This window comes from Flavobacterium psychrophilum DSM 3660 = ATCC 49418, assembly GCF_002217405.1.
Classification (GTDB): domain Bacteria; phylum Bacteroidota; class Bacteroidia; order Flavobacteriales; family Flavobacteriaceae; genus Flavobacterium; species Flavobacterium psychrophilum.
Genome location: NZ_MUHE01000039.1, coordinates 33,998 through 59,260, shown reverse-complemented (window position 1 = coordinate 59,260; position 25,263 = coordinate 33,998). Strand labels below are relative to the sequence as shown.

Here is a 25,263-nt window from a genome sequence, read left to right as displayed (position 1 = left end):
GGATTTTTTCATTTATAAAATAGTTCAAAGGGTTTTTTATAAATACTTTGTACTCTTTTTTTTGGTATTAATTATAGGCTCTATATGCTACATGTGTAGTCTTTTGCATATTTAGGCTAAAAATATAGTTGTATCTTTCCCTTTCTTCTATTGAAAAGTTTTAGGATAAAGGCACTTTAATTTTAGTAGATCCTAAATAAAACACAAACATAGGATAACAATATATGCACCAAATATTGGGGTGTTTTTAAAATTAAAGCGGTATTACATTTTTCTTTGCATAAAAATGCCCCAAAAAAATTTGTTTTTGGGGCATTTACATTTTTTTGTAATTTTTATGCAAAACTACATTTTCATTAACCAGTTTTTCACAGAAACTTCATTGTTAATAATATCTCGTAATTCAGAAATTTTAACTCGGTCTTGCTTCATGGTATCACGATGACGTATGGTTACCGTTTCGTCTTCTAGTGTTTGATGATCTACTGTAATACAAAAGGGTGTTCCAAGGGCATCTTGTCTTCTGTATCGTCTTCCAACGGCATCTTTTTCGTCGTAAGCCACATTAAAATCCCATTTTAATTTTTCTATGATTTTTCGAGCCACTTCTGGCAAACCGTCTTTTTTTACCAACGGTAAAACCGCTGCTTTTGTAGGTGCTAGAACCGAAGGTAATTGTAAAACAGTTCTTGTTGAACCGTCTTCCAAAGTTTCTTCTTTTAGAGAATTTGAAAAAACTGCCAAGAACATTCTGTCTAATCCTACCGATGTTTCTACAACATACGGGGTATAATTTGCGTTGGTTTCTGTATCGAAATATTGTAGTTTTTTTCCCGAAAATTTTTCATGTGCTTTCAAATCGAAATCAGTACGAGAATGAATTCCTTCTAATTCTTTGAACCCGAAAGGGAAATTAAATTCTATATCAGCCGCAGCGTTTGCATAATGTGCTAATTTTTCGTGGTCATGAAAACGGTAATTTTCTTTTCCTAATCCAAGAGACAAATGCCAGTTTAATCGCGTTGTTTTCCAATATTCGTAATACTTCATTTCTTCGCCTGGTTTTACAAAAAACTGCATTTCCATTTGTTCGAATTCACGCATTCTGAATATAAATTGTCGGGCTACTATCTCATTTCTAAATGCTTTTCCGGTTTGTGCAATCCCGAAAGGAATTTTCATGCGACCTGATTTTTGTACATTAAGAAAGTTTACAAAAATACCTTGAGCTGTTTCTGGGCGCAAATACAAATCCATAGCAGAATCTGCTGAGGCTCCAATTTTTGTTCCAAACATCAAGTTAAATTGTTTTACTTCGGTCCAATTTCTTGAGCCTGAATCTGGACAAGCAATTTCTAATTCTTCGATTAGTGCTTTTACATCGGCTAGATTTTCGGTTTCCAGCGCACGAGCCATTCTTGTTAGGATTTCGTTCTTTTTCGATAAATATTCGACCACACGAGTATTTGTTGTTACAAATTCCTCACGATTAAAGCTTTCTCCAAATCGAATACTTGCTTTTTCGATTTCTTTTTCTGCTTTTTGGTTTAATTTTTCTGCATAATCTTCTATTAAAACATCTGCTCGGTATCTTTTTTTGGAGTCTTTGTTGTCTATTAAGGGGTCGTTGAAGGCGTCTACGTGACCTGAAGCTTTCCAAGTGGTTGGATGCATTAGTATTGCGGCATCTATGCCTACAATATTTTCGTGCATTTGCACCATCGATTTCCACCAATATTCTCTTATGTTTTTCTTTAGTTCTGCACCATTTTGAGCATAGTCATATACTGCGCTCAAACCATCGTAAATTTCGCTCGACGGAAAAATAAATCCGTATTCTTTAGCATGTGAAATTACGTTCTTAAATAAATCTTCTTGTTTTGCCATAGTGCAAAAATAGGAAAAGGGAATGATAATTTTAGAAAAAAATCATCAAAAAAATAATAGATTATAGGATAAGAATTAGTTTTCTTTATTCTTTTCTGCTTTCAATTATTAGGGTTTTATTATTTTAGAGAAAAAACAGTGTTTCCTATTAGATTAATACCAGAAAAAATATTTATCTTGTAATCTCCTTTTTGCATATCGTCTTTGTTAGGGTCTACAAAAAGGCAAACATCTAGTTTGTCATTGTCGTAAAAAACATTGGTTTTTGCACTAAAGTTTAATAATTTATCTTCTGTTTTTGCAATTTCTCCGTTTTTGTTTACAATTTTGTTGTTAGGATTTAAAATTTGAATATATAAATCTTTATTTCCTTTTAGCGCCGCTTTGTTTTCTAATAAAGTGAAACAAACTTTTATTTGTTCAGTTTTACTTAAACGATTGGTTTCTATAATACTATTAGATGCAATTTGTATTGCTTTTGCACTAATATCTATTGCTTTTAGATTTTTAGAAATTGCTGCTGTATTTTCGTTGTTAGCGTGGTGTTTTTGTAATTCTTTATTTTTATTAATTAAGGCTATAAGCTGGTTTTCTAGGTGTTTTTTTTCTTCGGTTTGTGCTTTTAAATTGCTATTAAGTGAATCTATTTTGTTTATAAAATTGTTTTTCAGGGCTAATACTTGATTATCTAAATTTTTATTGTTTTTTAAATCACGTTTATTACTAACCGTTTCATTTTCTTTTTTAAGATTCTTGTATTGAATTAATTTTTTATTTTTTAATAATTCTGAATCATAAAGATTAAAGATTTCTCTCAAATCATTGCTGTATGTTTTTTTGTCTATTTGTATTGCTTCTTTTAGCTTTTTGTATTTGTTTTGGCTATCGTGATATTTTACAGCAAAAACCATAGCGATTGATATAAAAATAATAGAAGATAGTTTTATCATCGTAAGTGCTGTTCTTGATGTCATAATTTTGTTTATAATTTTAAAATTTTTTATAAAAATATATGTATTTTTATAGCACAGCAAATATAATCGACAAAATGCTTAAAAATCTGATAAAATTATTCTTTCCAGCTATTTGTTCTGGCTGTTCTGAAATTCTTTTGCAAAACGAACATACCATTTGCATTTTGTGCAGACATAAAATGCCATTTACTACAGATTTGTTAGTTGATGATAATCAGTCTTTTAAAAAATTTTATGGGCGTATTCCTATCGAACACGCATCTTCAATGTTGTATTATCACAAAAAAGGAATCGTTCAGCAGCTCATTCATAATCTGAAATACAAAAATCATCAAGAAGTAGGATTAATATTAGGGGAATGGTATGCGCATGATTTGAATAAAAGTGAAAAACTAAAAAATATAGACTATATTATACCCGTTCCTTTGCATAAAAAAAAGTTGAAAGAGCGCGGATATAATCAAGTAGCTACTTTTGGAAAGGCTATTGCAAAAGGGTTAGAGAAAGAATACGATGATACTGTTTTAGTTCGTTGTCAATATGCTGTGACACAGTCTAAAAAAAACTTAATTAATAGAAACGCTGTGTCTGAAAATAGTTTTGAGGCGCACTTTTCAGAGGGTCATCATAATAAGCATTTTTTGCTTATAGACGATGTGCTTACTACCGGAGCAACACTCGAGGCTTGTGGAAAAGCTATTTTTAAAATCCCTGGCGCAAAATTAAGTATTGTTACCATTGCAATGTCTCAGTCTTAGTTTTATTTCGAAAAGGTTAAACAAATTTAAAATTATTTCGTTTACACTAAATATAGTCGTTATTTTGTACGGATTAAATTAAGTTTCATGAGAAAATTTCGCACATTAATAATTGTTTTTTGCACTTTACTTTTTGCAGTAAGTTGTGCAAAAAGAGGTACAATAACTGGGGGAGACAAGGATATTACACCTCCCAAAATTATTTCTAGTTTTCCCGAGAATTTTGCTACAAATTTTAGCAAGAATACGATTAAAATTACTTTCGATGAATATATAAAAGTAAAAGATTTGCAAAAAAATCTCATCGTTTCTCCGCCAATGAAAACCCCAATAATTGTACTTCCACAAGGTAGTGCGAGTAAATATATTACTATAAAAATTGCCGATACATTGAAGCAGAATACTACATATAGCTTCAATTTTGGAAAAAGTATTGTCGATTATAATGAAGGAAATCCTTATCAGCAATTAAAATATGTTTTTTCTACAGGCCCTTTTCTCGATTCGCTTTCGATAGAAGGAATCGTCAAAGATTCTTACGAAAAAAATACCGATAAATCTGTAAATGTGATGCTTTATGAAGTTGACCAAAAATATAATGATTCGATTGTTTACAAAGAAACACCTCGTTATATTACCAATACAGGCGATAGTTTAAAATCCTTTAAATTAGAAAATATTAAAGCTGGAAAATACAAATTAATTGCCCTTAAAGAAACAGGCGAAAATTACAAATTCGACCCAAATAAAGATAAAATAGGGTTTTATAACCAAATAATTTCTGTTCCAGATAAATCAGTTTTCGAATTAGAACTTTTTAAAGAAGAATTAATATTTAAAGCTAAAAAACCATCGCAAGCATCAGGAAATAGAGTAATTGTGGGTTATCAAGGAAAGGTAAGAAATCTAAAAATTGAAGCAAAAAGAAACCAAAATGTTATAAAAACTAGGGTAACTAAATTTGAAGGTAAAGATTCTATTCAGGTTTGGTTTTTACCAATAAAAAATGATTCGATTCAATTAAATATCGAAAACGAAAAGTACAAAAAAGATTATATGGTTAAATTAAAAAACCAGCATCAGGATAGTTTAAAACTATCTCCAAAACAAACTGGGACAATTTCTTTTAGAGAAAACTTTGCTATTGCAACAAAAACACCTTTAGATAAGTTCGATTTAACAAAAATGATTTTAACAAAAAAGGATTCTTCAAAAGTAGTTTTCAAAACAAAATATGATGAATTTAATCAGAATTTTGAAGTTCTTTTTACCAAAGAGCCTGAAGAGAAATACACTTTTTCTTTATTACCAAATGCTATTGAAGACTATTTAGGTCAGAAAAATGACAGCTTAACTTTCAGGTTTTCTACCAGCGCTCTTGCGGATTACGGAAACCTAAAAGTAAATTTAAAAAACCCAAAATCTTTTCCTCTTATTATAGAATTGACTGATAAAAACGGAAAAATTATCGCTTCAGAATATTCAGAAAAAAATCCAATAGTCGAATTTTTTCTCTTAGATCCTCAAAAATATTTGGTTCGTGTTGTATATGATCAAAACAAAAACAAACAACGGGATACCGGAAGCTATTCTGCCGGTAGCCAGCCAGAGGAGGTTGTTCATTACCCATCAGAGATAGATATTCGTGCCAATTGGGATGTGAATCAGGATTTCGATTTGAGTAAGTAAATTATAAAACTTCAAAACGTTATTGGCCGTTTGCGGGCGGACTAAATTTTAGCAACTTATAAGTATAAAAAAGACAGCCACGAATTATTATGAATTAAGGGAGTTCATAATAATTCGTTGTTTTAAAATGTAACGTATTAATACTAGGTAACATAATACGATACAATCATTTTTTTTCCGTTTTAATTATAGTTTTGTAATAAATTACATGTTTTAGCCTATAATTTAGCCTATTTTGTGTATTAAAGTTAAATTAATTATAAATCGAAATAATTATATATAATTTTATTAAAAGATAAAAACGGCGTGAATAATTCATGCAATTAAGACTTAATTACAATAAAAAAGCAATTTAAAGAAAATTATTTAAATTAACCATTTGTTAAAAAATATTGAAATCATGATTTTTATCCTTAAATTTGCATTTCTACCTTTTTTAAAAAGCGCATATAACGTTAATAATAAAACTTTTTACAATGAAAAAATTAATACTACCAGCTATTGCATTAGCCCTTTCTATATTGGGATGTAGTAGTGACGAGCAGAATGTTTATTCGAAACCTTTGCCAGATCAAAATTTAGCTACTCAAGCACCAGTTACTCAAACACCAGTTGATACCACAGTTTTGCCACAGCTTTCTGATGCTGAAATGGGAAGGCGTAGTTTGGCAAGTTTAAAACCAAACCCAGAAATTTTTTATAAGTCTGTAGATATTGAAGAGCTAACAACTAATAAAGCTAAATTTACAATCGATTTTCTTAAACAATTTATTACTATTCAATCTATGTCACCTAGTAGTTTGATAAATCATGTATTTAATGAGGAGGACTTACGATACGTAGTTATACATGATTTTAATTATGATAGAAGAAACAATAAAATTACTTTTAAAACAAGTTATAAAGGTATTATTAGTACTTTAGAATCTGTCATAACTTTCGATTCAAATGTATATTACAGACATCAAATAACTATTAATACAGATTACGTTTCTAAACATTATATGCGAGGTATTTATGAGGACATAGGTGGTGCTACAGATGAGTTGCTAATGTACGACCACAATAAGTATTCGATTGACTATGAAAGAGATTCTAGATTTAAGGATGATTATTCAGATTACTTGCGTTTTAGCTTTGAAGTAACTGATAATATACGTAATCAAGTAGTGGCAAGGTTGTCATCTGATGATATTCGAGGCTTCAAGAAATTAGACTTGATAGGTACAGAGATGAAAGTTTTTTGGACTCCATCATTGGTAGAGGTTGTTAGGGAAAAAATATTAACCCTAAGAAATCTTAATCCCAACGATTTAGATTTAACCGACAGGTTATCTGGTATATTTGAAAGTCAAAAATGGATGATGCGTACTCGTATTGAAGTTGATGATAGTCAATTAACTTGGCGAGACGATTATTTATCAGGAAGAGGTTTAAGACGTGATATTTATTTAAAATCGCCTAGGTTTGTTTTAGAATCTGCTATACGAAATGGGAATGATTTAAAGTTTAGAATAAGATTTATGCAGGCAAACGAGGTGATAATTACAGATGCTTATTTTGAATTTGTTCTTCAAAATGTCATGTAATTATTTTAAGGGAAGAGAAAACAGTTAAAGGTTAAAAAAAAAAAAATGAAAAAATATATTCTTATTGTAACATCTGTCTTTTTACTATTATCTTGTAAGAAAGACAACCAAAAGATTACGACAACAGAAGAGAAGACACCAAAAGAACAAGTTGGTGGTAAGAGCGAATTGCTTGAAGGCGAATTATCTATTGGTTTTGAAGTTTCCTCTTTTCGGCCATGTAATGAAAAGTTAGATTATTGGATAGATGACAGTACAAGCCGTATGGATTCTCTTTACACAAATATTGTTAGAGAAAATAATTTAGGAAAATATAAAGCTGTGTATTGCAAATTGAAGGTTTATAAATTGCCAAAGGCTACAGATGGATTTGCTTCTGATTATGATGGACTCATGAATGTTGATGAGATTATAGAAATGTCTGCGATTACTCCAAAAAATAAATGCAAATAATTAAACTAGCTTATGCTATCCTAAAAAGTGTGTAAGTTAAAAAATATAGGGGTTTAACTTTTTAATTAAAGTTAAACCCCTTTTTTATTTTGTAAATTTGCTGGTAAGAATTATTTAATTTTAGACCACATGGTGAGGTTTATAAGCAAAAGAGTATGAAAGATAAATCTTCATACTCTTTTATTTTGCGTGCTAATGGTAAGATTTAATCTGTTATTTTGTTGGCTTCTTTTTCAGCTTTTTCAATTTTTTTTTGTTGGTTTGTTGCTTTTTCTTTCATTTTTGCCAATTTTTCATTCCACTTTGTGATGTCTTGTGGCGATAATTTACCTTTTTTATTTTGCTTGTCTAATTTTTCAGTACTTTTTGCAATGTCATTATTTATAGCTGTAAGTTTGTCTTTTTCACTTGCAAGTTTGTCTTGAGCTTTGGCAATTTTTTTTCCTTCTTTTTCTACCTTTTCTCTTTCTTTTTCCATTTTTTTCTGGGCAGCTTCTAATTTTTGGGTGGCTTTATCAGCTTCTTTTCTTCTTTTTTCTTCTTTTTTTATTCTGTCTTCTGATTCTTTTTCGGCACGTTTTTTTTCTTTTTCTCTCTCTTTTTCTGCTTGTATTTCTTCTTTTTTAGCCTGAATGTTTATTAGAGAATCTTTTTGGTGAACTAATTTTATCTGTTCTTTAGTTAGCACTGTTGTTTCTTGAGCATTTGTTGTAACACCTAACAGAAGTGTTATTGCTGCAATGATAATTTTTGTTTTCATAATTTGTTTTTTTTGCTTTTTTGTCTAAATAGAAGTAATATCTTGTTATATTTACCTCATAAAAATACGATAATTTGATAATTTATGAGATTTTATTATAATTTTTTACTTTTTTTTACTACTGTTTTTATGTTTTGTGGTTGTAATAAGCAAAAATCAGACCAAGATAAAGATGTTGTAATTAAAAATAATCTTGCTAGTGCTGTTGTTCCTATAGATAGAAATTATTATTTACCTACTTCGACTACGCATGTAGTTGTGGAGCATTCGTTTTATACTTTGTCGTATAGTGAGAGGTACGAGCAAGCAGAATGGGTTGCTTATGAGCTGAAAAAAAATGAACTGAGCCATTCTAACCTAGAAAGACCTTATTTTATTGATGATCCTGAGGTGAAAACGGGATCTGCAAGTTGGAGAAATTACAAACGTTCTGGTTATGATAAGGGGCATTTGTGTCCTGCTGCCGATAGGAGGTTTTCTCGTAAGGCTTTTGATGAAACTTTTTATACGTCGAATATTTCGCCCCAACGTAATGATTTTAATGCTGGAATTTGGAATACTTTAGAGCAAAAAACCAGGTATTGGGCTGCAAAATATGATGGTGTTTATGTGGTAACGGGTGGTGTTTTGACTAATAATCTGGAGAGGATAGGAAAGGAAGGTGTTGCTGTTCCTAATTATTTTTATAAAATATTATTAGACAATTCTAGAGGGGAATATAAGGTAATTGCTTTTTTAGTGCCTCATGAAGCTTCGCAGAAATCTTTGGATTCGTTTGTTGTTTCGATTGATAAAATTGAAAAAATGACGGGTATAGATTTTTTTCCTAATCTTCCTGATGGGATTGAAAAAAGACTGGAAACGAGCCGTGATTTTAAGGGTTGGAGTTTTTAGCCCAGATAGTAACGGAAAGCCTTTTGAGAAGAAAGGCTTATTTTTCTTGATAAAAAACAACGACCAACGGAAGTTCGTTTTTTGTTTAGAAAAATTGCTTTTCTGATTAAAAGCTTGTAGTGTATAGCTGGAAATGGCTCTTTATGCTTACCACTCGTTTACTTTATTGGCATCCATTTTTATAAAAATGAATAGTAAAATGGTAAATCCCCAAAGGCTAGATCCTCCGTATGACATGAAGGGGAGGGGTACGCCAATGGTTGGAAAAATGCCTATTACCATGGATATGTTTACAAAAAAGTGAGTAAATAGTACCGATGCCACGCCGTAGCCATATACTCTGCTAAATTTTGTTTTTTGGTTTTCGGCCAGATAAAGTATGCGCAAGATGAGTCCTACGAATAGTAAAATTAATACAAAGGAGCCTGCAAATCCCCATTCTTCGCCTACGGTTGTAAAGATATAATCTGTGTGTTGTTCTGGCACAAAATTTCCTTTGGTTTGGGTTCCTTCTAAGAATCCTTTTCCGATCCAGCCGCCTGATCCTATGGCGATTTCTGACTGGTTGGTGTTGTAACCTATACCATTCATATCGACATCTTTGCCTAGTAAGATATTGAAACGGTCACGGTGGTGTTGTTTGAATACGTTTTCGAATACGTAATCGACAGAAAACACAAAGCCAGATATGAGTAAGAGTATTATTGCACTAGCTAGTATATTTCTGTTTATTCTTCTGGATCTTAGGTATTGTATTGCGATGCCTATGAACGCTATTAGGATTACATACTGGGGTTTTATTACAAGTGTCATGACAAATAATACAACGGCTATAAAGCCTGTCCATAGGTACCAGGAGGGTAGTCCTTCTCTGTTTAGTACAAATATAAACATGATAAATATTAGTGCGCTTCCTGGATCGGGTTGTGGTAATATTAATAATATGGGCAATCCCATAATTAGTAGGGCAATGATTTGGTGTTTGATGTTTTTTAGGTTTACTTGGCTGTCGCTTAGGTATTTTGCTAGTGCTAATGCTGTGGCTGCTTTTGCAAATTCTGAGGGTTGCAGGGTTAGTCCTCCTATGGCATACCAGCAGCGTTGGCCTGCAATGGTTTTCCCGAAGATGAATAATCCTGCCAGTAATACTAAGGAGGCTCCGAATATTACACTCGAAAATTTTTCGTAAAACTTAGAATCGACTGTTAGGATTACAATTACTAGGATAGCGGTAAATGCAATAAAGATTAATTGTTTTCCGTAATTTTGATTAAAATCGAAGTAGTATTCTGAATTGGTTGTCATATCGGCCGAATAAATATTCATCCAACCAATGCCAACAAGGGCTATGTATATAAGCACTGTTATCCAGTCGATATTACTTGAAACGCTCTGATTTTTCATTTACGTTGTAGGTTTGCTTTTCTTAATAGAATCTAGTTTTTTTGTATTTATTGTTCGTAAGATAGAGTCTTTTCTAATCTTAATTTTGTACATAGAGTCTAGGTATTTTCGTGTAAATCTGTTATATTCTCCTTGAAGACTGGTTTCTAAAACGCGCTTTTCTCTGTCTTTCATGGTGATTTCTTTTTTAATGTATTTTTCTAACATTAAAGTAGTAATGGGGCCAGCCACAGTCGAACCAAAACCCCCGTTTTCGACTAAAACTGCAATGGCTATTGTAGGGTTTACTTTGGGTGCAAATGCTACGAATACTGAGTGTGGTTTTAGCATTACTTTCTTTCCGTTTACTCGGGCAAAATTGTCGGCGGTTCCTGTTTTTCCGCAAATTTCTATTCCGTCTACTTTTAGAAAATAGGCAGTTCCTGTTTTAAATACTTCTGCCAAACCATTAATAACTGGTTTGAAATATTTTTTGTCGATACTCGTTACGTGTTTTGTTCTAAACTTTGGATCTATTTGTTGTCCTTTAATTTTTTTGATGATATGAGGTGTGTAATAATAACCTTGGTTTGCAACTGTTGCCATCATATTTGCCAATTGTATTGGCGTCATTAGGACTTCTCCTTGTCCTATCGAATTTGATATTACTGCAGTTCCTCTCCAACCACCATTGGGGTACATTTTTTTATAGGTTTCAGATGTTGGAATTTTTCCTTTTCGGCCTGTGGGTAAATCATAGCCCATAAACTGCCCCAAGCCAAAACTCTTTATGTTATGGCTCCAAAAATCTACGCCTGCTGTTGGTGTTGGAAATTTTGCGATGGTTCTCAAATAAGTATTTGCAAAATAGGTATTACAAGATTTTGCTATTCCCATGTGTAGTTTGCGAACACCACCACCACAGTGGCAACCCATAAATCTTCCTCGGCCATAGCTAAAGCCACGGTTGCATATAAAGCTACTCGATGTGTCTATTACCTTTGCTTGTAAGCCTGCTAATGCTGTTAATATTTTGAAGGGGGAACCAGGAGGGTATTCTGCTAGTAGGCTTCTATCGTATAGTGGTTTTGCTAATGAATCATTATAAAGTTTCGTGTAGTTTCGTGAGCGTTGTCTGCCTACTAAAATGGCAGGGTCATAGGACGGAGCAGTAACTAAACAAAGGATTTCTCCCGTACTAGGTTCGATGGCGATAATACCGCCTCGTTTGTTTTTCATTAGTGCTTCTCCGTATTTTTGAAGTTCCGCATCAATAGTTAGCGTGATGTCTTTTCCTTGTTTTGCAATGGTGTCGTATTTTCCTTCTTTGTAAGGGCCTATTTCTCTATTGAAACGGTCTCTTTGTATGTGTTTTACGCCTTTTGTACCTCGAAGCTCTGCTTCATAGGTTTCTTCTACCCCTTGTTTTCCTAGCAAATCGCCACTTTTGTAATAGGGATTTTGTTTTACCATCGCTTCATTTGCTTGGGTAATAAACCCAAAAACATTGGCTCCTGCGGTTAGTTGATATTCTCTGAGGGAACGTTTCTGTATATAAAACCCTTCAAATTTTCTTTCTTTTTCTTGGAAAGCAGCATATTCTAATTTGTTTAGCTGTCCTAAAAATACTGAGGGTAGCATGGGGCTGTAAACGACTGCTTTTTGTATTTTTTTTATAAAATCGGTCTTGGTAATATTTAGAAGATTGCAAAACTCAATCGTGTCCATGCTTTTGGTTTCACGAGGTATTACCATGATGTCATACGATGGTTGGTTGGCAACCATGAGTGCTCCGTTTCTATCATAAATATAACCTCTTTCGGGATAGTCATATTTAATCTTAATCGAAATATTTTCGGATTTTAGTTTAAATGTGTCATCAATAATTTGCAAATAAAAGAGTCTTGCTGTGATAAGAATGCCAGCAATTATAACTATCCCTGGAAGTAATAGCTTTCTCATCGTTTGTTTGGCTTAAATAAATAGATAATTAGAATACTTATTATTAATGTAAAAACGGTTGTAACAATTGTTCTTAGTAACGCATCTAAAATAAAAGTAAATTTAAAATATTCTAGCACAAACAATATGAGGTGATGTGTAAGTATCGAAACTAATATAAATGTAAATCTTTCTGGGGAAAGTCTATCGTTAATCTTAATAGTTTGATACTCATAACTTAAACCGAATGAAAATTTAAAAAAGGTGGGTCTTACGTATGCTAAAATTAGGCATGATGCTGCGTGAATTCCTCCTGAATTGGCAAACATATCGACCGTTAAACCTAATAAAAAACTTGTTATTAATAATCCTGCTCTGTTAGAATTTACGGGATATAATAAGATAAATAATATATAAGGATACGGATTTATATAACCAAACAAATCGATATTATTGAAAATGACGATTTGCGCTGCAAGCAGGGAAATAAAACGAACGATATTTAGTATCAATGCATTATTCATTTGCTTTGATTGTTTCTTTTTCTAATTTATTTATTTCTGCACTTTCTTTATTTGAGATGATGTAAACATGATTTAAATTGGTCATATCATTAAACAATCTTACGTTTATTGTGTAGTAATTTGTTTCGGTATCTGTATAAATTTTGTCGATAATTCCTACTGGGATATTTTCAGGAAAAATGGTAGATCGTCCGCCTGTTACTACGGTATCTCCTTTTTTTACTGTGGCAAGTCTAGGAACATCTATTAGTTGTACATACCCTGCGTTTTTTGCATTCCAAACTAGCGAGCCAAAATGGTTCGACTTTTTTACTTTTGCATTTATCTGAGATTTTATATTCAAAACGCTTAATATTGTGGCATATTTTGGTGAAACTTTTTCGACTATTCCTACAATTCCTTGGCTGTTTACTACCCCCATATCTTCTTTAATTCCTTGAAGTGAACCACTATTTATGGTTAGATAATTTTCAGGGACATTATAAGAGTTGTTAATTATACGAGACTGAATTACATCGATCTTGTCGTATCCTTTTAAACTGTCTTTTTTTAGGATTGTTGTACTGTCTTTCTGGTTGAAAAGAATTTTGCGCAAAGTAGCATTTTCTTGTGCTAATTTGTTGTTTTGTTCTCTTAAGTTAAAGTAGGTATTTACTTCGCTTACTTTTTCAAATACAGTTCCTGTTAGGATGTTTGTCGAATTTACGATTGTACTTCTGTGGTAGGAATGAGATTGTATGGTAAGTGTTAATGAAGTTATCAAAAGCAGCAAAAACAGCATACGAGTGCTGTTTTTAAATACAAAATTAATTATTTGCTGCATTTATATTTTTATTTTAAAAGGATACTTCTGTATTTTGTAAGGTTTTTTAGTGCCATTCCTGTGCCACGAACTACTGCTCTTAGAGGGTCTTCGGCGATAAAAACGGGTAAATCTGTTTTTTGCGAGATGCGTTTGTCTAATCCGCGAAGCATCGAGCCTCCACCTGCAAGATAAATTCCTGTATTGTAAATATCGGCTGCTAATTCGGGTGGTGTTTGCGATAATGTTTCCATTACAGCATCTTCAATACGTTGTATAGATTTGTCTAATGCTTTGGCAATTTCTCGCGATGATACCTCGACTTGTTTAGGTTTTCCAGTTAATAAATCACGTCCTTGAACTGACATGTCTTCTGGTGGAGAATCTAAATCTTCGATGGCTGCTCCTATTTCAATTTTTATTTTTTCAGCAGTTGTTTCTCCTACAAATAAATTGTGTTGGGTACGCATATAATAAATAATATCGTTTGTAAAAACGTCTCCCGCAATTTTAACGGATTTATCACATACAATTCCGCCAAGAGCTATAACTGCAATTTCGGTAGTACCACCACCAATATCTACAATCATATTTCCTTTGGGTTGCATGATATCTACACCAATACCTATCGCTGCTGCCATTGGTTCATGTATTAAATAGACTTCTTTACCGTTTACACGTTCTGCAGATTCTTTTACCGCACGCATTTCTACTTCGGTAATTCCTGATGGGATACAAATAACCATGCGCAGAGCTGGTGTAAACAACTTTTTTTGCAAAGCTGGAATACTTCTAATAAGCATTTTTATCATTTGCTCCGAAGCATCAAAATCTGCAATAACTCCGTCCTTTAATGGTCGAATGGTTTTTATGTTTTCATGGGTTTTTCCTTGCATTAAGCTAGCTTCTTTTCCAACGGCAATTATCTTACCAGAAATCCGATCACGAGCCACTATCGATGGACTATCTATCACAACTTTATCGTTATGAATTATTAGCGTGTTTGCGGTGCCAAGATCTATCGCAATATCCTCGGTCATGAAATCAAAAAATCCCATATTTAGTCAGGGTTAAATTTATTTATATTAAATGCTCAACAAAAGTAATAAAATTAATGTTTAAAATGGCGAATTCCTGTAAATACCATTGCAACATTATTTTTGTCGCAATAATTTATGCTTAATTCGTCTTTTATAGATCCGCCTGGCTGTATCACTGCCGCTATTCCTGCGTTTTTTGCAATCTCTACGCAGTCTGGGAAAGGGAAGAAAGCGTCGCTTGCCATTACTGCGCCTTTCAAATCAAAATTAAAAGATACTGCTTTGTGAATGGCTTGGGTTAGTGCATCGACTCTCGAGGTTTGTCCTGTTCCTGAAGCGCACAATTGTTTGTTTTTTGCTAAAACAATTGTGTTCGATTTTGTGTGTTTACAAATTTTAGAGGCAAACAATAAATCTTCAATTTCTTCTTTAGAAGGTGCTGTTTTTGTTGCAGTTGTTAAATGTGCTTCAGCATCGGTAATTAAATCTTTATCTTGAACTAAGATTCCGTTTAAACAGCTTCTAACAGAAGTTGTTGGTAGGTTTAATTCTTTTTGAACTAATATTATTCTATTCTTTTTTTCTTGTAATAATTCGATGGCGTTTTGGTCATAACTTGGTGCTATTACTACTTCGCAGAATAATTTATTTATTTCTTCGGCTGTAGCCAAGTCTATATTTCCATTGGCAATTAGAACGCCTCCAAAGGCTGATGTTGGGTCTCCAGCTAGTGCATCAAGATAAGCTGTTTTCATTGTTTTTCTTGATGCAATTCCGCAAGCATTATTGTGTTTTAAAATAGCGAATGTTGGTTCGTCATTTTTAAATTCTCCCATCAAATTTACAGCAGCATCTACATCTAATAAATTGTTGTAAGATAATTCTTTACCGTGTAATTTTGTAAATATCTTATCGAAATCTCCAAAGAAGAATCCTTTTTGATGTGGGTTTTCTCCGTAACGCAAAACGTCAGCTTTGGTTTGGCTAATTTTTAGAACAACTTCTTCTTTATTTGTATTAAAATAATTAAAAATTGCTGAATCGTAATGTGAGGAAACATTAAAAGCTTTGGTGGCAAATTGCTTTCTTTGTTCTAATGTGGTTTGTGCGTTATGAGTTGAAATAATGTCTAAAAATAACGCATATTCATTTACCGAAGGGATAATTACGGTGTCTTTGAAGTTTTTTGCAGCAGCACGAATAAGTGAAATACCACCGATGTCTATTTTTTCGATAATATCTGCCTCAGAAGCGCTTGATGCAACTGTTTTTTCGAAGGGATACAAATCAACAATTACTACATCTATTTGAGGTATATTGTATTCTTGCATTTGTTGCACATCAGACTCGTTGTCCTGACGGTTTAAAATGCCGCCAAAAACTTTTGGGTGTAAAGTTTTTACTCTTCCGCCAAGGATTGATGGGTAAGAGGTTACATCTTCAACTGGAACTACAGGGATTCCTAGGTTTTTTATAAAATCTTCGGTTCCGCCAGTAGAATAAAAAATTACATTTTGTTCGTGTAATTTTCTTACAATTGGCTCTAGACCTTCTTTATCGAAAACAGAAATAAGTGCTGATTGTATTGTTTTTGTAGTATTCATTGTGTTGTTGTAGTTTATTTTGCAAAAGTAGTTTTTTTGTAATTAATTTTTAGCTAAGATTGTAACAAAAATTTAAAATTATACACATATTGTTAAATTGTTTCTGTGTTAGGTTTTTAGCTAAGAATTACTCAAATTTACATTACAAATATTCCTATGATTATATATATACGATTGCTTAAAGAGAGTTTCAGTTTTGCTGTAAACGCATTGCGGAATAATAAATTGCGTACTTTATTATCGTTGTTAGGGGTTACCGTTGGAATTTTTTCGATTATTGCTGTGCTTGCCGCGGTCGATTCGTTAGACAGAAAAATTAAAAAAGATATTGGAAGCCTAGACAATAGTACGGTTTTTTTATTTAAATATTGTTTTGGACCATCGGAAATCCCTGATTGGAAAATAGATCAGTTTCCTAATGTAACTTATGAGGAATATAAGTTATTGAAAAATAATTTGACTGATGTAGAAGCGGTTTGTTATCAGTTTTATGCGGGAAGGGAAAATATAAAATATGAGTCGAAAACAGTTAGTTCGATAGCCGTAATTCCTTGTACTTATGAGTTTTCTGATATTGAAAATTTAGATTTTTCTGAGGGGCGTTTTTTTAGTGAGCAAGAATCTAATTCTGGCGAAAATACTGTGGTAATAGGGGCAGATATTAGAAACTCTTTGTTTGATGGGGTTTCGCCAATAGGTAAAGAAATTCGATTGTATGGTCAGAAATTTAGAATCGTTGGTGTGCTAAAAAAAGTAGGCGATCGCATGGTGAGTTTTGGTTCAAATCCTGATACTACTATTTATCCTACGGTAAATAGAATTCGAAGTTTGTTTGGCGACAACAACAAATCGTTCACACCAATTGTTATTATAAAACCCGCTAAGAATATTGATACCGAAAGTTTGAAAGGTCAAATTGCGCAAAAAATTAGAAATTTTAGAGGAATTAAATCGGGTGAGATGAATAATTTTTTCATTAATTTTATTAAAGGCGCAACAGATATGATTGATGAAGTTATTGGTGTGATGAACCTTGCTGGTTGGATAATTGCAGGTTTCTCTTTGTTGGTTGGCGGTTTTGGTATTGCTAATATTATGTTTGTGTCTGTAAAAGAACGTACTAATTTAATAGGAATTCAGAAATCATTAGGGGCAAAAAATAAATTTATCTTGCTTCAGTTTTTGTTTGAGGCGATTATCTTATCTGTTTTTGGCGGTATAATTGGTCTGCTTTTTGTTTGGCTCATTTCGTTAATACTAACTTATGCGTTCGATTTCGAATTTATTCTCGGATTAGGAAATATACTTTTAGGAACTGGTTTGGCAGCGTTTATAGGATTAATCTCTGGGATATTGCCGGCAATATCAGCTTCAAAATTAGATCCTGTTGAAGCAATTAGAAGCGGAATGTAGGATAAAAAACCGCAGATTTACAGTTAAAATAATATGTAAATCTGCGGTAAAACGTTTGTTGTAAAAAGACTAATCTTGGTCTTGTTCTTCTTCTTTATCTATAGCGTCTTCATAATCTGGATACAAAAACTTGTTATAGGGAAATCTAGTAATGTGTATTTCTCGAACGGTTTCGTACACTTTTTTACGAAATTCTTCAAAATTTTCTTTATTAGTTGCCGATATAAATAAGGCGTTTTGTTCGCCTACTTTGTTCATCCAAGTGTTTTTCCATTCCTGAAGCGTATAATGTTTACTGGTTCTTTCGGTCATTAAATCATCGGCATCAATGGTAAGGTGTTTGTATGCGTCGATTTTATTAAAAATCATAATTGTAGGCTTGTCGGCACTTTTTATGTCTAATAAAATTTTGTTTACCGCATCAATATGATCTTCAAAATCTTGGTGAGAAATATCTACTACATGTAATAGTAAATCGGCTTCACGAACTTCGTCGAGTGTGCTTTTGAAAGAATCTACTAGTTGTGTTGGTAATTTTCTAATAAAACCTACGGTGTCAGAAAGTAAAAAAGGGAGGTTTTTAATGACTACTTTTCTGACTGTTGTGTCGAGGGTTGCAAATAGTTTGTTTTCGACAAAAACATCACTTTTTCCAACGGCATTCATTAAGGTTGATTTTCCTACATTAGTATATCCAACTAAAGCAACACGAACCATTGCGCCACGATTTCCTCTTTGAGTTGCTTGTTGTTTGTCTATGATTTTTATTTTTTCTTTAAGCAATGCAATTCTGTCACGAACAATTCGGCGGTCTGTTTCTATTTCCGTTTCTCCAGGGCCACGCATTCCGATACCCCCTTTTTGGCGTTCTAAGTGTGTCCACATTCCGGAAAGTCTTGGGAGTAAATAGATACATTGGGCTAATTCTACTTGGGTTCTTGCGTAAGAAGTTTCGGCTCTTTGGGCAAAAATATCTAAGATAAGATGTGTTCTGTCAAGGATTTTACAATCGATAATTTTGGAAATGTTTTTTTGTTGAGAAGGGGTTAATTCGTCATCAAAAACAATGGTTGAAATACCGTTTTCTAAAACATATAAATTAATTTCTTCAATTTTCCCTGTTCCTAAAAAGGTTTTGGGATTGGGACGTTCCATTTTCTGAGAAAAGCGTTTTACGACTTCTCCGCCAGCGGTAAAAGTTAAAAATTCTAACTCGTCTAGATATTCTTTTAGTTTTTCTTCACTTTGATTTTGAGTTACGATACCTACAATGATAGTTTTCTCAAAATTTATGGTTTCTTTTTCTAACATAATTTTAATAAAATACAAATCTACTCATTTTCAAATTAAAAAATTATTTATTCAATTAAAATTAGCGTTTGTCGTCTAAAAGGGGCATTCTGAATTCTTGCTTATTAAATTAATATTTTTTCTTATATTTGGCGATTCGATGAATTAATAAACCAAAAAATATTAATAACTATGAAAAAAAATATTATAGCATTTTTCATGATAATCTTTCCTCTTTTGAGTTTTGCTCAAATAACAGAAGGATTTGAAGGAGCTACATTTCCTCCTGCCACACCGGGCAACTGGGCCGTTTTAGATAATGGGGTAGGAACGGCAGTTAGTTGGACTGAAACAACTGACCCAACAAGAGTGCATTCTGGACTGAAAGCAGCAATTGTTGATCGTGAGAATATAGGCGCAGGAAACACATCGCAAGATTGGTTGGTTTCTCCTCGAATTACACTGACAATCAACTCGCAATTGCGTTTTTTTACCAGACAAACAAGTGTGCCAGATAATGGTACTACTTATGAGATTAGGGTTTCTACAGATGCGAGTCAAACTAACCAAGCTGCATATACTACGGTACAGACTTGGAACGATTTAACGCTTAATGCTTCGCCTCTTGTGTATGAGGAAAAGATAGTTAGTTTAGCGGCTTATCCAGCAGGAACACAATTATATGTTGCATTTGTTAGGGTAAATACACAGCCAACAGGAGCCACTTCGGGGGATAGATGGTTAATAGATGACGTTAAGGTTGCTGAGCGTTGTTTAGATCCTATGGGTTTAAATGTAACTAATTTAGCGTCAGTGTCTGCAACTTTAAATTGGATAAATCCAGGGAGTGCAACACAATGGGAAGTAGAAGTTGTTCCGGTAGCATCGGCACCAACAGGAGTTGGGGTAATTACAGGAGCGCCAACTTATTCTGCAGCTGGGCTTACGCCAGGAACTGATTATGTTTTTTATGTACGTTCGCTTTGTTCTGCGGGTGTTAAGAGCGCTTGGATCTCCTCTCTTTTTTCTACAAAACCTTTAGGCTCGATTTGTGTGTCGCCTATTATAATAGGCAGTTCGACATATAGTCATTCTAGTGATACTATTTTTTATGGTAATGATGTAGCTGTACCACAAGGCGCAGGATGTGCGGGTGGCACAACAAATTATCTTGCAGGCTTTGATGTATTTTATTCTTATACACCTGCAACGTCTGGAAATATAAGTGTAACAATGACACCAACAAATCCTAACTCTTCACTTTTTGTTTATAATGGTTGCGCAAACGTTGGTGTAACTTGTTTAGGAACAGGTGTTGCTAATTCGTCTAATGCGCCTAGGGTTATACCTAGTTTAGCGGTTGTTGCAGGGCAAACGTATATTTTTGTTATTTCTACAAATACTTCAACCCAATCTACACCATATACATTAGTTATTCAGCCTGTAACTTGTACTCCTCCAGCAGGATTGATTGCTACAAATATAGGAACTGCAACTGCAAACTTGACTTGGACTAATCCTACTGCTGCCACATCTTGGCAAGTAGCTGTACAGCCAGCAGGTGGTACAATTCCTACAGTGCCTGGTATTATAGCAAATACAAATATAAATTTTGGTGTTTCAGGATTAACATTAGGCACCGCTTATCAATATTGGGTACGATCGGATTGCGGAGCTGGGGTGTTTAGTCCGTGGGCGGGGCCTTATTTGTTCAATACTAATGTTTGTGAAGTTGTAGATCAGTGTACATATACATTTAGATTAGAATCAACAACCGCACAATGGTCTAATGCAAGAATGGAAGTTAGACAAAATGGTTATGTTGTAGCAACTTTAGGTCAGCAATTTACATCAGGAACTTTGTTAAACGTACCAGTTACATTATGCCAAAACTATCCTTTTCAATTAGTTTGGACTGTTGCGGGTACCGTGCCAACTAGAGTTAAAGTTTCTATAATTAATAATGCTCCTTTTTCACAAACAATATATACAAAAGCAGCTGGTATTGGGACTACAGGTCCTTTATATGCAACTACATTTAATTGTGGTCAGGCAGCTTGTTTAGCCCCAACAAACTTAACAACTACCGCTATTACTGCAACTACTGTAAATTTAGGTTGGACAGCAAACGGATCAACACTTTGGGATGTTTATTTAGTTCCTACTGGATCTCCTGCACCTACAGTATTATCAGTAGCTACATACGCAGGGGTAACAACAAATCCACTAGCGGTTACTGGACGTACACAAAATACTACTTATGATTTTTATGTAAGAGCAGTTTGTGGTGCAAGTAAAAGTAATTGGTCGATAGTTAAAAAATTTACAACATTGCCAACTTGTTTGGCGCCAAATACATTAACAGTAACGGCAATTACATCAGCTACTGTTACAGTAGGATGGAGAAATGTTGGGACTGCAACTTCATGGAATTGTATTGCCTTACCTTGCGGTTCTCCTGCACCAACGGCAGCATCTACTGGTTGGGTTACTGCTTCTACAAATCCTTTTGTTATGACAGGATTAAGTGCAGGAACGTGTTATGATTTCTACGTGAGAGGAGCTTGTTCTGCAAGTGATATAGGGCCATGGTCTGGAGTAAAAACAGCAACTACATCCCCTGGTTGTGGAGGAGGTTTCTTTGATACGGGAGGGGCTACTGCAGGTTATTCAGATAATGAAAATTCAATTATTACAATATGTCCAACTAATCCTAGTGATATTGTTACGGTGACTTTTACAGCATTTGATATTGAACCAAAAAGGGATGGTTTGTATGTTTTTGATGGGAATAGTATTACTGCGCCACAAATAGCTAGTACAAATCCTGCGGGAACTGGGGCTGCAATGTCACTTGCTGGGGCTTATTGGGGCACCACAAACCCAGGTCCATTTACATCATCAAGTACTGACGGTTGTTTAACTTTTAGATTTAGAAGTGATTCTGGTGGTCAAGGAGCGGGTTGGACTGCTAATGTTACTTGTGGGCCACCACCGTCATGTGTTAAACCAAAATTATTAACAGTTTCTAGTATAACACAAACCACAGCAATGTTAGGTTGGAATCAGCCATTAAACCCTAATGGTAGTCAAGCTACAACATGGCAAGTATTAGTCTTGCCTTGTGGATCTCCAGTACCAACAGCCGCATCTACTGGTTGGACTACCACCACTGGAAATCCATATATTACAACAGGATTACTTCCTGGCACTTGTTATGAGTTTTATGTAAGAGCAAGTTGTTCTGCTACAGAGGTTAGTCTTTGGAATGGCCCTAAAAGCTTTACCACATTACTTATAAATGATGAGTGTATAGGATCTATACTTGTGCCAGTAAATCAGAATACAAACTGTTTGCAAACAGTAGCAGGAACTGTTAACGCAGCTACTGCATCGCCCGAAGCCAATTCTTGTGGAGCAATAGCAGATAATGACGATGTTTGGTATCATTTTACTGCTACATCAACTACACACCACATCTCGCTATTGGGATTAAATTATGCCACAAATCCTTCAGGATTGGAATACACTTTATATACGGGTAGTTGTGGTGCGATGACACAATTTAGAGGGTGCGTGACAGATACTGGGGCAAATAATACCACGGGATTAACTATTGGGCAAACCTATTATGTAAGAGTATATTCGACAGCGACAACTTCTTCAACAATACAATTTGAGTTATGTATAGGAACAACTCAGATTACATGTCCTACCGCATTGCCATTATGTGCTATAGCACCAATCGTAATCCCTAATAATGTGGGGGTTCCTAAATTACCTAATCCTGTGAGTCCTTATTCAACCACTAATGCTAATGTAGGGTGTTTGGGAAGTGCGCCAGCACCAACTTTTTATTACTTAACAATTCCAACAAATGGTAACTATTCCTTTTTCTTAGAACAAGGTAGAACTAATGTATTTCCCTCTCCAGCTGGAACTGGTTTAGATGTAGATTTTGTAGCTTGGGGGCCTTATACTAGTACAGCAGCAGCATGTGCTTCTATAAGCACAGCTACCGCACCTGCCACAGGAAATTTTTGTAGTTATTCTTTTTCAAATACAGAAACATTTACTGTAAATGGCGCTATTGCGGGACAAGTGTATGTTCTTATGATCACAAACTTTTCTCAAAATAGAGGTTTTGTAAGAATCTCTCAGACAAGAGGTCCTATTCCATCATCTTGTTGCCCTTATACTAACTTTAGTTATCCAGGCGCATTTTTCTGTCAGAATAGTGCAAATATTTTGCCAACACTACAATCAGGAGGCACCTCAGGTACATTTAGTGCTACGCCAGCAGGTTTAGTAATTAATCCTGTAACTGGAGAAATAAATATTGGAGCAAGTGCTGTAGGTTCTTATACTGTTAAAAATGAAATTGTAGGGTCAGGTAGTTGTACAACATCAACATCAACATGGCTTATTAAGATAACTGCACCAGCAAATGCTACTATATCTTATAGCGCACCAGCATATTGTGCTAATGATACTGTTGTAAAAAACGTAACACAAACGGGTACAACTGGAGGGACTTATTATGCTGTTCCAGCAGGTTTGAGTATTAATACTGCTACAGGAGCAATTAATCCAAGTGCAAGTATGCCTGGAAATTATACTGTAAACTACGCTATTGCAACAGTTGCAGGTTGTCCTACATTTTTGGCTCCAACAGCGGTAACTATAACAAAATTACCTCTTGCAACGTTCAATTATGGTGTATTACCACATTGTCAAAATGCAGGAAGTGCCTCTCCAACATTTGCAGCAGGTGGCGTGGCAGGATTATTTACTTCAACAACGGGATTGGTAATTAATACTAATACTGGAGTTGTAGATTTAGTGGCAAGCACACCTGCAACTTATACAGTTACAAATACAATTACGGGTTCTGGAGGTTGCGGGACTGTTGTATATTCGAATACAATCACAATTGCAACATCCGCAATTGCAACATTTAACTATGCGAGTTCTCCGTACTGTCAGAACATGGGCACTGTGTCTCCAATATTTACTGGAGGTGGGGTTGCAGGAACATTTTCATCTACTGCGGGTCTTGTTATAAATGGAGTTACTGGTGCGGTAGATTTAGCGGCAAGTACACCTGCAACTTATATTGTAACAAACACTATTGCACCAGTAAATGGTTGTTCATTAGTTTCAGCATTTGCGACTATCATTATAAATCCAAATCCAAGAGCAACAATAGCTTCATCGGATGCAGATAATACAATTTGTAGTAATGATTCAGCAACCATAACTGTAACGCCAATAAATTATACAACAGGCGCTACTTATTCATGGACATTAAATGGAAATCCTATCGCAGGAACAACAAACACAATTCCGGCTACCGCAACAGGAACTTATGCTGTAACAATAACCCTTAATGGATGTACTAATATTACACCATTATCATTAGCCTTTACAGTTAATTCGCTTCCAAATTTTACATTAACGGGTACAAATATTGTTAAATGTATTAATGAAACTGCTGTGCTTTCGGTAGTTCCTACTAACTTCTCGTTAACAGATCCAACAATTACTTATTCTTGGACTTTAGGAGGCAATCCGTTAAGTAATACCACAAGTTCTATTAGCATATTAGCTTACGGAACTTATGCAGTAACGGTTAGAAATGCTGGTTGTACGACAACGCATCAAGTAAATGTTACTTTGGATACAGCAAGTATTCCAATTGGAACAAACGCACAGTGTGTGGGGCAAAATTATATTTTAACAGCCTCTCCAGTAAACGGATCATTTACACCAGGAATTGGTAATGTATCGTACGTTTGGAAAAACGCCTCAGGTACCGTAGTGGGAGCAAATACTAACACATTTAATGTTTCTGAATATATTAGAAACAACGCATCAATAACTTTACCAACTACATTTACAGTTGCAATTGTTACAATACCTGAAGGTTGTACAGATACCACTACATTTAATGTTTCGACATCAGTTTGTATAATACAAAAAGGTATTTCTCCAAATGGAGATGGTGATAACGATACCTTCGATTTGAGAGGGTTAGATGTAAAACAATTGGCCATATTTAATAGATACGGAACAAAAGTTTATAGTTTAGCTAATTACACAAACCAATGGGCAGGACAATCAGACAAAGGTCAGGAATTGCCAGACGGAACATATTACTATGTAATAGACCAGAATAATGGGGAAACTAAAACAGGTTGGATTTACATTAATAAATAATTAAGCAATATAACAGTAGATTGTTTAAAAAGGCAGTCTACTG

General features: G+C 34.2%; 17 protein-coding genes. 7 read left to right on the top strand and 10 right to left on the bottom strand.

The window, feature by feature from the left end:
* Positions 1-345 precede the first annotated feature (345 nt).
* Entirely contained in the window at positions 346-1,887 is a 1,542-nt protein-coding gene (locus B0A57_RS10260) for a glycine--tRNA ligase (protein WP_011964517.1), read from the bottom strand.
* 119 nt (positions 1,888-2,006) lie between these two features.
* Positions 2,007-2,861, bottom strand: coding sequence for a hypothetical protein (locus B0A57_RS10255; protein WP_034099570.1), 855 nt, complete (start codon positions 2,859-2,861; stop codon positions 2,007-2,009).
* Between the two features lie 74 nt (positions 2,862-2,935).
* Here B0A57_RS10255 and B0A57_RS10250 point away from each other — a divergent pair, with 74 nt between their 5' ends.
* The 4 genes from B0A57_RS10250 to B0A57_RS10235 all read left to right on the top strand — a co-directional run bounded on the left by B0A57_RS10250 (position 2,936) and on the right by B0A57_RS10235 (position 7,350).
* Positions 2,936-3,619: a ComF family protein gene (locus B0A57_RS10250; RefSeq protein WP_011964515.1), complete on the top strand. Its 684-nt coding sequence runs from the start codon at positions 2,936-2,938 to the stop codon at positions 3,617-3,619.
* A gap of 87 nt (positions 3,620-3,706) precedes the next feature.
* Complete coding sequence (locus B0A57_RS10245; RefSeq protein WP_034099568.1) at positions 3,707-5,308, top strand: Ig-like domain-containing domain; 1,602 nt, start codon at positions 3,707-3,709, stop codon at positions 5,306-5,308.
* A gap of 476 nt (positions 5,309-5,784) precedes the next feature.
* A complete protein-coding gene (locus B0A57_RS10240; protein ID WP_034099566.1) occupies positions 5,785-6,897 on the top strand; it encodes a hypothetical protein in 1,113 nt (370 codons plus the stop codon).
* A gap of 45 nt (positions 6,898-6,942) precedes the next feature.
* Entirely contained in the window at positions 6,943-7,350 is a 408-nt protein-coding gene (locus tag B0A57_RS10235; protein ID WP_034099564.1) for a hypothetical protein, read from the top strand.
* Between the two features lie 205 nt (positions 7,351-7,555).
* On the opposite strand, the gene B0A57_RS10230 is transcribed toward B0A57_RS10235, so the two are convergent.
* A complete protein-coding gene (locus B0A57_RS10230; RefSeq protein WP_011964511.1) occupies positions 7,556-8,110 on the bottom strand; it encodes a hypothetical protein in 555 nt (184 codons plus the stop codon).
* 84 nt (positions 8,111-8,194) lie between these two features.
* Between B0A57_RS10230 and B0A57_RS10225 the strand changes: the two genes are divergently transcribed.
* Positions 8,195-9,004 (top strand): DNA/RNA non-specific endonuclease, encoded by an 810-nt coding sequence (locus B0A57_RS10225; protein ID WP_034099562.1) that lies wholly within the window; start codon positions 8,195-8,197, stop codon positions 9,002-9,004.
* 147 nt (positions 9,005-9,151) lie between these two features.
* Here the strand turns inward: B0A57_RS10225 and rodA are convergent, their stop codons facing one another.
* The 6 genes from rodA to purH are packed head-to-tail and all read right to left on the bottom strand — an operon-like array spanning position 9,152 to position 16,298.
* Complete coding sequence (gene rodA / locus B0A57_RS10220) at positions 9,152-10,408, bottom strand: rod shape-determining protein RodA (protein WP_011964509.1); 1,257 nt, start codon at positions 10,406-10,408, stop codon at positions 9,152-9,154.
* Positions 10,409-12,349 carry a penicillin-binding protein 2 gene (gene mrdA / locus B0A57_RS10215; protein ID WP_011964508.1) on the bottom strand — a complete coding sequence of 647 codons (1,941 nt, stop codon included), beginning with the start codon at positions 12,347-12,349 and terminating at the stop codon, positions 10,409-10,411.
* The gene (locus B0A57_RS10210; protein WP_034099560.1) at positions 12,346-12,852 is read right to left on the bottom strand and encodes a rod shape-determining protein MreD; all 507 of its coding nucleotides are present in this window, start codon (positions 12,850-12,852) and stop codon (positions 12,346-12,348) included. Before B0A57_RS10210 ends, mrdA begins: the two co-directional genes overlap by 4 nt.
* Entirely contained in the window at positions 12,845-13,675 is an 831-nt protein-coding gene (mreC, locus tag B0A57_RS10205; RefSeq protein WP_034099559.1) for a rod shape-determining protein MreC, read from the bottom strand. Before mreC ends, B0A57_RS10210 begins: the two co-directional genes overlap by 8 nt.
* Positions 13,676-13,683: 8 nt before the next feature.
* The gene (locus B0A57_RS10200) at positions 13,684-14,712 is read right to left on the bottom strand and encodes a rod shape-determining protein (RefSeq protein WP_011964505.1); all 1,029 of its coding nucleotides are present in this window, start codon (positions 14,710-14,712) and stop codon (positions 13,684-13,686) included.
* 53 nt (positions 14,713-14,765) lie between these two features.
* Entirely contained in the window at positions 14,766-16,298 is a 1,533-nt protein-coding gene (gene purH, locus B0A57_RS10195; protein ID WP_011964504.1) for a bifunctional phosphoribosylaminoimidazolecarboxamide formyltransferase/IMP cyclohydrolase, read from the bottom strand.
* A gap of 156 nt (positions 16,299-16,454) precedes the next feature.
* Here purH and B0A57_RS10190 point away from each other — a divergent pair, with 156 nt between their 5' ends.
* Positions 16,455-17,711, top strand: coding sequence for an ABC transporter permease (locus B0A57_RS10190; protein ID WP_034099556.1), 1,257 nt, complete (start codon positions 16,455-16,457; stop codon positions 17,709-17,711).
* Between the two features lie 69 nt (positions 17,712-17,780).
* Here B0A57_RS10190 and hflX read toward each other — a convergent pair whose 3' ends face one another.
* Positions 17,781-19,022, bottom strand: a complete 1,242-nt coding sequence (hflX, locus tag B0A57_RS10185; RefSeq protein WP_034099554.1) for a GTPase HflX — start codon at positions 19,020-19,022, stop codon at positions 17,781-17,783.
* 171 nt (positions 19,023-19,193) lie between these two features.
* Between hflX and B0A57_RS10180 the strand changes: the two genes are divergently transcribed.
* A complete protein-coding gene (locus B0A57_RS10180; protein WP_034099552.1) occupies positions 19,194-25,220 on the top strand; it encodes a fibronectin type III domain-containing protein in 6,027 nt (2,008 codons plus the stop codon).
* Positions 25,221-25,263: the final 43 nt, after the last annotated feature.